The organism is Streptomyces sp. NPDC037288, assembly GCF_055603265.1.
On sequence record NZ_JBVJVY010000091.1, the window covers coordinates 1 to 10,218 of the forward strand.

The window sequence follows — 10,218 nt, forward strand, 5'->3', positions numbered from 1 at the left end:
CGAGGACCTCGACACCCTGGCCCGCCAGGCGGAGCACTACCGGCACGTCTTCAACAACGTCCGGCCCCACGAAGCCCTCGCCGGCCACCGCCCGATCGAGATCTACCGCACCCCGACCCTGCACCCCCAACTTTCAGAGCAAGATCAGTGAGCCACAAACTTGACGCGGGACACGCTCATCGCCCCGACGGCCTGGGTGATCGAGGACGTGTCGGTGCCCAAGGACGGAAGAATGTCGGTCGCCGTGGCCCCGCAGTACTGCGGGGCCCTGGGCAAACGTGCCAGCTGCCAGGTCGCGGCCAGCGTCCACACCGCACCGACACCGCCTCCTGCCCGCTGCAGTGGCGGCTGTTCCTGCCTCAGGAATGGGAAGCGGACAACGACCGCAGGACTGCCGCCCGCGTCCCGGCCGAGGTCGCACACCGCGAGAAGTGGCGGCTGGTGGACATGCGCGACACGCTGGCCGACCGGGGCATGACGCCGCCGGTCGTCGTGGCCGACGCCGTCTACGGCACCAACGCACACCTGCGGGCCGCCCTGACGGACCGCGGAGTCGACTACGTGCTGGCCGTCCGCGCGGATGTGACCGCCCAACCTTAGACGCGGAGCCCGAGACGCCGGACCGCAACGGACCCATCGGCTGCTGGCCCCAGCCCCGCTATCGACAGCCCGCACCGTCGCTGGCGGCCCTGACCGCCGGTCTCGAACCGCAGGCGTTCACCACCATCGCCTGGCGGCACGGCACGCGCGGGGTTACAGTTCCGCTTCGCCGCCCGTGCGCGTCCGCCCCGCCGGCAAGGCCGTCGAGCGTCCGGTCAAGGCCGCTGCATCCTCCGATCAGGGCTGGTGGGACGGCATCCTGCCCGACTGCTGGCTGCTTGTGGAGTGGCCAGAAGAAGCCGAGACCCCCACCGATTACTGGCTGTCCAGCCTGCCGGCAGATACCCCGATCGACGACCTGGTCCGCCTGGCCAAAGTCCGCTGGCGCATCGAACACGACTACCAAGAACTCAAGCACGGTCTGGGACCGGACTACTTCGAAGGCCGTTCCTGGCCGGGCTGGCACCACCACGTCACCCTCGTGGCCGCAGCCCACGCCCCGTGACCGTCCGGGAAGCCGGGTCGGCGCCGATCAGCAGCGGCCGGTGGTCCAGAACCCCAGGCCGTAGGCGATGTTGGCGGCTAAGCCTCCCTCGCGGATCTCCAGCGTGTGATTCGCTGCGCTACGGCATTGCCGCCGACGATGATTACCACCGCGCTGACGATGATGGCCCCGCCGAGCAGCAGGCTTGGACTGAGCGCTTCCTGACCGAGCAGGATGCCCAGTACGACGGCGACCACCGGGTTGACGTAGGCGTAGGTGGCCACCGTGTCGTTGGGCAGGGTGGCGTTGGCGTAGCCGTACGCTGTGAAGGCGATCATGGAGCCGGCGACAACCAGCCACAGAAACCCAGCGATTGAGTCAGCTGAGATCGCCTTGAGGTTGAGGTGGCCAAACTCGCCAGTCACCGCTGCGGCGGTGATCAGCATCAGTCCGCCGGCGATCATCTCCAACGACGCCACTACAAGTGGGTGCAAGGGCAGGGGGGCGTGTCGGGAGTAGACTGAGCCCGTTGCCCAGCAGAGCGACCCGGTCAGCACGATAACCACGCCGCCGATGTCGACGCGGGCACCGGGTCCGCCCACGAGCACGCCAACTCCGACTGTCCCAAGGGCGGGCGCCAGTATCACGGTGGGCGTGACCCGCGTCCTTGTTATTGCCGCATTGATCAGGACCATCCAGACCGGTACGGTCGCCACGAGGAGGGCTGCCAGCCCAGAGTCAATGCTCGTCTCGCCGATGCTGAGTAAGCCGTTGCCGCCGAGTAGCATCAGGGCAGCGGTGATCAGCATGCAGCGCAGGTGCTGCATGGTCGGGCGCCGGGCGCCGTGAGCGTAGCGTGGTCCGACGATCGCGAACATGACCGCGCCGGCTATGAGGAACCGGAAACCGGCCGTGAAGAGCGGTGGGATCGTGTCGACGGCTAACTGGATGCCGAGGTATGTACATCCCCAGACGGTCCACACAGCGATCAACGCCAGCCAGGGAAGTAAGGGTCCGCGCGTAAACGTCAACCTAAGCGCGACGAGCATCTCGCCTCATTAAGCTCGATTCTCCATCTCAGCGGTATCCCGAGGCCGGCACAGATACCTGCTGTTCGCTGCCGGGCGCGGGCGTTTTGATCGTGCAGGCTCACGGACAAGGGGGAGAAGCCCCGCCGGGGGCTACAGCTGCCGCACCTGGAACAGGTCGCCTGGGCGTATGGGCATGGAAGTGATCGGTATTCCTTCGGCGTCCTCGATGGCTGAGGCGAGGACAGCGAAGGCAGGGATGACGCCTGCTTCGCCTACGCCTTTGACGCCCAGAGGGTTGAGGGGGGAGGGGCTTTGGAGGTGTTGTATCTGGATGGGGGGCAGGTCGGGGGCGTAGGGCATGAGGAAGTCCTTGTAGGTCGGGTTCAGGAGTTGTCCGTCCTTGGCGTAGTGGAGGCGTTCGAAGAGAGCTCCGGCGATCCCCTGTGCGACCCCGCCGCGGATCTGCTCGGCGACGAGGGCTGGATTGACGGCGCGGCCGCAGTCGTGGACGGCGCAGTAGCGCAGGATGCGGATTTGGGCCGTCTCGGGGTCGGTCTCCACGACGGCGGCATGGGCTCCATGGCCGAACACGGCTTGAGAGGGGTAGTAGTAGGCGCGGGCCTGCAGGCCCGGTTCGTCGTCGGGGCTGGGCTCTTGGTCCGGGGGTGCGTCTGCGAACTGGGTTGCGTTGCCGGTGGTGTCGTCGAAGGCGTAGCGCAGGGGGTTGGCATGCACGGCGATGGTGGCGAGCGGGACGCTGCGTCCGGGGTGATCCTCGGTGGTCAGGACACCGCCTGCCAGCCTGATCCGATCGGGGGCGGTGTCCAGCAGATGAGCAGCCACGCGGAGGGCTTTCTCCCGGACTTTGCGGGCCGCCAGGGCCACCGCGTTCCCAGCGGTGACTACCGAGCGGGAGGCGAACGTGCCCGCGGACTTGTCGAAGTACCGGGTGTCACCAGTGATAACCGTAATGCTGTCGAGTGTTGCCCCCAGGATGTCCGCGGCGATCTGGGCCAGGACGGTGTGGTGTCCCTGTCCCTGGGTGGTGAGGCCTGTGGCCACGGTGATGTGTCCGGTGGTACTGACCTCGATGTGAGCGCCCTCGTAGGGGCCCACGCCACTGCCTTCGACATAGCAGGCGATGCCGATACCGATACGTCGGCCCTCGGCTTCGGCGAGGGCGCGTTCGTTTTCGAAGCCAGGCCATCCGATGAGGTGGGCAGCGGCGTCAAGGGCAGCTGGGTAGTCGCCGGAGTCGTAGATCAGCGGGCGCCCGTCCTGAAAGGTCAGATGCTGGTCATAGGGCATCTCGTGAGGCTGGATGAGGTTGACGCGCCGGACGGTCAGACGGTCGATTCCCAGGGCACTTGCGATGGCGTCGAGGGTTCGCTCCATGACGAAGACACCCTGAGGGCGTCCGGCGCCGCGGTAGGGGGTGACCACGGCGGTGTTGGTGTAGAGACTGCGGAAAGTGACCTGATATGCGGCGGGCTTGTACGGGCCGATCAACTGAGTGGCGGTGACGATCGGGACGATGATCCCGTAGGGCGTGTAGGCGCCGTTGTCGTGGCAGAAGTCGACCTGGAGACCGAGGATGCGCCCTAGGTCATCGAAGCCGACTCGGACGCTGTGGTGCTGAGCGCGTTCGTGCGATGCCGCAGTGAAGTGTTCCCAACGGTCCTCCGTCCACTTGACCTCCTGCTCCAGTCGGCGGGCGGCCCACGGAATCAGAATTTCCTCCGGCCAGGGGTGCATAATTTTCACTCCGAAGCCGCCTCCGACATCAGGGGCGATGCACTCCACCGCGGTCAGCGGCAACCGGAGACGAGCAGCCACGGCAGCCCGGATCCCGGTGACCGTCTGGGTGGAGGAATAGACCCTCAATACGGCGGCATCGGGGTCCCAGCGAGCGTACACACCGCGTCCCTCCAGCGGTGCTGCGGCGCTGCGCTCGACATCGAGTTCGAGGTCCAGGTGGTGCGGCGCCTCGGCGATGGCCGCCGGTGCGTCGCCGAATTCTTGCGTCAGGCGGGCGGCGGTGTTGTGCGGCACGTCCGGGTGCACGAGATGGCCGCTACGAAGGGCCGCAGGGATGCCAACCACGGCAGGCAGGGGTTCATATTCGACGTCGACGAGCGCGCAGGCGTCCTCGGCGGTGTATCGGTCCGTGGCGACCACCATGGCGATGGGCTCGCCCAAGTGACGCACAGTGGTCCGAGCGAGCGGGAGACCAGTGTGGGGGTAGTCAAGGGCCGGATGCGGGATGAGGAGGGGTAACGGTTTAGCAACCTCTGGCGGCAGGTCGGCGAAGGTGTAGACGGCGACAGTCCCGGGGAGCGCAGTAGCGGCGCCGGTATCGATGCGAGTGATGCGGGCATGGGCAACCGGACTGCGAACAAACGCAGCAGACAAGGCATGGCGGCCCAGATCGTCGAGGTAACGGCCATGGCCCGTGAGCAGCCTGGTTGCATCCTGACGCGGTGCTGGAATGCCGAACTGTGTCATCGCGGTACACCCTCGTGATCTGGGTGGGCCAGTGGTTGCGGGAGCCGGGCGGCCTGGAGGATGGCTGCGACGATTGCGTCATAGCCGGTACAGCGGCAGAGGTGGCCGGCCAGCATCTCGCGGACTTCGTCAGGCGTGGGTTCAGGGTGGCTGGGCAGCCAGGCGGTGGCGGCCAGAAGGACTCCTGAGGTGCAGAAACCGCACTGAAAGGCGTACTGCTCCAGGAATGCGCGCTGGAGCGGCGTGAGATGCTGGCCCGAATCTGTGAGGCCCTCCGCCGTGGTGATCTCGTGTCCGTCGGCGCCTGCTGCGAGCATGAGGCAGGAGCGGATCGGCAGGCCGTCGAGCAGGACCGTGCACGCACCGCAATGCCCCTGTTCACAGCCAACATGCGTACCTGTCAGGCCGAGATCGTGACGCAGACAGTCGGACAGCAGTCTGCGTCCGGGAACTTCGACTGTCAGCCGTCGTCCGTTGACCGTGAGCTCGGTATGGTGCGTCTTCTGCGTGAACGGCATGGTCATGCGACTACCCCTCTGGCGGAGTCGGTGGGCGGCAGCGAGCACTGGCGCGGCGCAGGGCTCTGACAGCCAGCACCTCGGCGAGATGGCGCCGATAGCGGGCATCGGCATGAATGTCGGTGAGGGGGCTGATATCGGCGCGAACCAACCGGACGGCGTCGTGGAAGGGAGCGTCCTGGACTGAGGCTCCGGCCAGCGCGGAGGTGAGGTCGACAAGGACGGGAACAGGACCGCAAGCGGCCAGTGCGACCCGGGCGGCCTGGATACGCCCTGCCAGGTCGGGAACCACCAGGGCCGCCGCCGCGCAAACGGGAAGGTCGCCCTGACGCGGGGATATCTCCTCAAACCATGTTCCTGTACCTGGCGGCAGGGCGGGCAACCAGGCGGCGACTGCGATCTCGTCCGGCTCGATGCAGCAGTGACCGGGGCCGAGGAAGAACGACCGCGCCTCCACCTCACGCACCTTCCCGCACCGGGCGAGCTCCACTGTGCCGCCCAACAACGTCAACACGCAGGGCAGTTCGGCGGCTGGGTCCGCGTGTACCAGACTGCCCACCACCGTCCCCCGGTTGCGTACGGCCCACCGCCCCACCAGCCGCAGCGCCTGCTGAATCAGTGGTGTCGTGGCGCTGGCGGCCGGGTCGTGCTCCACTTGAGCCTGCCGGACGATCGCCCCCACCCGCAGGCCACTACTCGTGCTGTGCACATGGGAGAGTTCCTGGACACGGTTGATATCCACGATGTGGTCCGGGATGATCCGGCGCTGGTTCATCAGCGGCAGGAGACTCTGCCCGCCTGCCAGGACTTTGGCCGCGCTACGGTACTCGGCAATCATAGCCAGGGCCTCTTCTAGTTCGGTCGGGGCGTGATACTCAAACGGTGGCGGTTTCACGGTGTCACCTGCTTCGCGGTCGAAGATCCAGCGCCGGGACCCGAACCTCGTGTCCCGGCCCCGCCGTGTTCCAAGCGGCTGCCGGCAACACTGACCAGGCAGTGGCCTGTGCCCACGCCAGGCTGATACCGCCACGCCCTTACAGTCAGACTCGCCGCTTGTCCGGCACCGGTGGCTGCGCCGACGCGGGATGCCGGGACCGACGTCATGGCAGGAGTCACCAGCGCTCACCGTGGGGCACGCGAGGAAACTCAGAAGGGCAGACACAGGCGCAGGGCGTCGAGGATGGCGGCGTGGATGTTGCGGCTGGCGACCGCGTCCCCGATCCGGAACAATTGGTAGCGGCCTTCATCGTTGCGGACCACTTGCTGCTGCTTGAGCGTCAGCAGAGCAGCGTGGTCGACCTCGCCGAGGTTGCTTGAGCCAGGCATCAGCTCGAAATACAGCTTGTCATTGGGCAAGGTCCCGTGCTCGACGACAATGTGGTCAGCGATGCGCTCCGTTTCGGTTTCTGCGTAGTCGCTGCGGAACGTTGCGAGGAGGCGCCCGTTTTCGTCGCGGCGTACGGCGTTCAGCCGCTGCGCGAGCGTGATGCCCACGCCGTTCTCAGTGAAGGCTTTCAGATATGCCGGTGAGTTCATGCTGCCGACGTCAGGGGCGAGCATGCGTTCCGGCGTCACATAGTTGACCCGCGCACGCGCCCCGGCCAGCACCTCGACGGCGTCCATCGCGGGGTAGCCGCCGTGGTCGTCGTAGACCAGCACCTCGCCCCGGGGACGCAGCGACCTTGTCAGCACATCCCAGGTGTCGGCCACCAGGTGCTGTCCCTCGACGAGTGTGGAGATATTGGGTGTGCCACCGGTGGCGATGAGTACGACGTCCGGGAGCTCGGCGAGCACGTCGGCGGCCTCGGCGAGCGTCCCAAGGCGCAGGTCGACACCGTTGTGCGTGCACTCGGCGACCCGCCAGTCGACGATGCCCAGCAGATCACGCCGACGCGCGTTCGACGCGGCGATCCGGATCTGACCGCCGGGCGCGTCGCTCGCCTCGAACACCACTACCGCGTGGCCGCGTTCCCCCAGCACTCGGGCGGCCTCCAGGCCAGCCGGGCCGCCTCCGACGATGACCGCCTTCTTACGGGGCCCGGTCGAGCGGGAGATGACGTGGGGCAGCTGGAGTTCCCGGCCGGTGGCCGGGTTGTGAACGCACTTGGTGTCACCAGAGTCGTAGATGGCGTCCAGGCAGTAGCTCGCCCCGACGCACGGCCGGATGCGATGCTCCTGGCCGACCGCGACCTTGGCCACCAGGTGCGGATCAGCGATCTGCGCCCGGGTCATCCCGACCAGGTCCACCAGGCCTTCCCGAACCGCATACCGGGCGGTGGCCACGTCCGTGATGCGGGTTGCGTGCATCACCGGAATATCCAGTCGACGCTTTGCCTCGCCAGTGAACTCCAGGAACGGCGCGGACGGCGTACCCATGGACGGGATCGTTCTGGCCAGCGAGGCATCACTTTCGATCGAGCCCCGGATGGTACTCAAGAAGTCAATGCCGTCGGCGCGAAAGCGCCGGGCCGCCACCAGCGCCTCGTCGAAACTCAGTCCGTCAACCCGGTCCTCGGCCATCATCATCCGGATCCCGACGATGAAGTCAGGCCCCACTGCGGCACGCACAGCTTGGATCACCCGCCTGGGAAAGGACATGCGGTTTTCCAGACTGCCACCGAGCTCGTCGATGCGGAGATTCGTCGACGGGTTCAGGAAACTGTCCAGGAAGTGGCCGTAGCTCTGCAGTTCGATGCCGTCCAGGCCAGCTTCCCGACACCGTCGCGCCGCCTCGGCGTAATGGGCCACGATCCGGTCGAGATCCCACGGCTCAGCGGCTTTGGGGAACGCGCGGTGCGCCGGCTCGCGCAGTGACGAGGCGGACACCACCGGCAGCCAGTCACCGGCGTAGTTGCTGGTACGTCTGCCCAGATGCGTGACCTGGCACATCACCGCCGCCCCGGCCTCGTGCACCTCGTCGGCCAGGCGGCGCAGCCAGGGCACGATCTCGTCCCGGTACAGCAGCAGATTGCCGAATGACGGCGGGCTGTCGGGGGAGACGACCGCGGAGCCACCGATCATCGTCAGGCCGACGCCGCCGCGTGCCTTCTCCAGGTGGTATCGCCGGTAGCGGTCTCGGGGCAGTCCCTCCTCGCCGAACGCCGGCTCGTGGGAGGTGCTGACCACCCGGTTGCGCAACGTGAGGTGCTTGAGCTGAAATGGCTGAAGCAGCGGATCAATAGAGTGAATACGCACAGCCGCTCCTACTGGTGACCGACCCCGCCAGCTGCGTGGTTATGCAACCTGGAGGACGACGACGCGGCAGGTGATGTGTTCCTTCGCGAGGTAGGTCCGCTCGGCTTGCTCGTCGACGACGCGAACGACTCCGCAGCGGCTCAACTCCTTCACGCGCTGGGAGAAGCCCATCTCATCCCAAACTTCAGTGAGTACGGTCATAACCACGTAGGCGTCCTTCCGGGCAACCGCGATAAGCGGGCCGATCCCTTCGGGCCCCACGTGTCCGGCTGTGAAGGTACCGACACAGACGACGGCTCCGTAGCTGTCCGGAGGGAAGGGAAGGGGGTGAGTGATGTCAGCAAGTTCCAGCTGCCGATAAGTTCCCTTATTGCGGGCGACGCTAAGCATGCCCGGCGACAGGTCGACTCCGTCGACCACCGAGAAGCCTCGCTGCGCCAGCTCATGACCCACAAGACCTGTCCCGCACCCTGCATCGAGGAGCGGGGTGTCGGCTGGCACGAGTCCGGCGACCGCGTCTGCAGCAAGGACGGGGCCGAGGTAGCCCATGCTCTCGATCGTATCGCCGTCGTAACTGGCCGCCCAACCGTCGTAAACGCGAGTGCGCTCCCGGACGTCTCCGTTGAGGCAGCGTATACGCGTCAGGATCGGGTGGCGGCTGCCGAATTGCTCGGCCGTCGGGGCACCATCTTTCATAGTTCAACCTCTTCCTCATTGACGGGGTCACTGCTGCGCCTCTGGGCGGGAACGAGTCAGGCACGCCTCTGCTCTGCAGAACGAGCGAGTTCTGGAGCCGCTGTGCTCACACGCTTCTCATCCTGGGGGCAGGCGATCTCGATGGCGTGAACGGCTGCGACGGTGCTGTTGATCCCGCTGGCTGGGAGCCGCCCCGCACCGCTGTCACCAGGGAACTGACCTTCTGCCGATCTGCTTGTCCTTGCGGTTCGGCCTGGTGGTTCTTGCGGCCCGGGAGATAGGGAAGGATTTCGGAGAAGTGATCGACGATGAGGTCCGCGGCGACGAGGGCATCGCGTGGGTGGGTCGTAGTCAGCGCGATGCAGGGCATTCCGGCTCGGTGCGCCGCCTCAACCCCGTGGGGCGCATCTTCGAACACGACACACTGCTCAGGAGATGTTCGGATGCGGGTGGCGGCATGGGCAAACAGATCGGGGTGAGGCTTTGAGCGCAGTGTGCCGTCGGCAAGGGAGCTGATCTGCTCATGGAAAAGCGTCCGCAGGCCGAGGAGGCGGTCAGCGAGATCGAGGAGCTCGGGGTGTAGCGCTGTTGCCGCCGCGGTCGAAAAGGCTTGGCTGACGCTATGGAAGAAGGCAGGGAATCCAGGTACGAACCGGAGACGGCGCTCCATCACCTGCCCCACCACTTCTCGGCACTCTGCCGAAAAGTCAGCAGCTGTGCAGGGAAGCTGATGGTGACGGATGAGGATCTCGGCTGCCTCTTCGGAGGACCGGCCAGCTAGCAAAGGCTTGAGCGCTGCCCGTTCGTAGAGGTGTCCATGTCGGCGAAGCAGGTGTTCTTGGGCAATGTCCCAGGCGCCATCGCTGTCGATGACCACCCCTTCGATATCGAAAATCAATGCACGGGCACCGTGGAACATGAATGGCCTCTTATCTCAAGCCTGCTGGACGAGGACGGTTTGGATGCTTCCGGGGGTGTGAACGATCACAATTTTCGGCTCGCACGCAGGGGGAGTCGGCACCATGCAGTACGCCGTTACACTTCGACTCAGTTCCAGCCCAAGCGGAGTTGGCAGCCGTGACCTGTCACGTAGCTACTGACTTCAGCTCGTCGGGGTGAATCTTCACGAAGTCCCTGATGGGCATGGATGGGTGGCTGTATCCCGTGGTGTGTGAGGTATGCGGATGGG

7 protein-coding genes and 1 pseudogene are annotated in these 10,218 nt (G+C 66.2%); 1 reads left to right on the forward strand and 7 read right to left on the reverse strand.

The window, feature by feature from the left end; all coding sequences use genetic code 11:
- Positions 1–178: 178 nt before the first annotated feature.
- Positions 179–1,105: pseudogene (locus ACZ7GZ_RS40630) on the forward strand (IS701 family transposase); the annotation flags it as partial.
- 77 nt (positions 1,106–1,182) lie between these two features.
- Here ACZ7GZ_RS40630 and ACZ7GZ_RS40635 read toward each other — a convergent pair.
- From ACZ7GZ_RS40635 to ACZ7GZ_RS40665, 7 genes are all read right to left on the reverse strand, one after another.
- Entirely contained in the window at positions 1,183–2,133 is a 951-nt protein-coding gene (locus ACZ7GZ_RS40635; RefSeq protein ID WP_471032536.1) for an EamA family transporter, read from the reverse strand.
- 132 nt (positions 2,134–2,265) lie between these two features.
- Positions 2,266–4,620 (reverse strand): aerobic carbon-monoxide dehydrogenase large subunit, encoded by a 2,355-nt coding sequence (cutA, locus tag ACZ7GZ_RS40640; RefSeq protein ID WP_471032538.1) that lies wholly within the window; start codon positions 4,618–4,620, stop codon positions 2,266–2,268.
- Positions 4,617–5,144, reverse strand: a complete 528-nt coding sequence (locus tag ACZ7GZ_RS40645) for a (2Fe-2S)-binding protein (protein WP_471032541.1) — start codon at positions 5,142–5,144, stop codon at positions 4,617–4,619. The genes cutA and ACZ7GZ_RS40645 overlap by 4 nt, the downstream gene beginning before the upstream one ends.
- 4 nt (positions 5,145–5,148) lie before the next feature.
- Positions 5,149–6,300, reverse strand: coding sequence for an FAD binding domain-containing protein (locus tag ACZ7GZ_RS40650; RefSeq protein ID WP_471032543.1), 1,152 nt, complete (start codon positions 6,298–6,300; stop codon positions 5,149–5,151).
- Entirely contained in the window at positions 6,285–8,333 is a 2,049-nt protein-coding gene (locus ACZ7GZ_RS40655; RefSeq protein ID WP_471032545.1) for an oxidoreductase, read from the reverse strand. Before ACZ7GZ_RS40655 ends, ACZ7GZ_RS40650 begins: the two co-directional genes overlap by 16 nt.
- Positions 8,334–8,372: 39 nt before the next feature.
- Positions 8,373–8,882, reverse strand: a complete 510-nt coding sequence (locus ACZ7GZ_RS40660) for a class I SAM-dependent DNA methyltransferase (protein WP_471032548.1) — start codon at positions 8,880–8,882, stop codon at positions 8,373–8,375.
- Between the two features lie 253 nt (positions 8,883–9,135).
- Positions 9,136–9,948 carry an HAD family hydrolase gene (locus tag ACZ7GZ_RS40665; RefSeq protein WP_471032551.1) on the reverse strand — a complete coding sequence of 271 codons (813 nt, stop codon included), beginning with the start codon at positions 9,946–9,948 and terminating at the stop codon, positions 9,136–9,138.
- Positions 9,949–10,218: the final 270 nt, after the last annotated feature.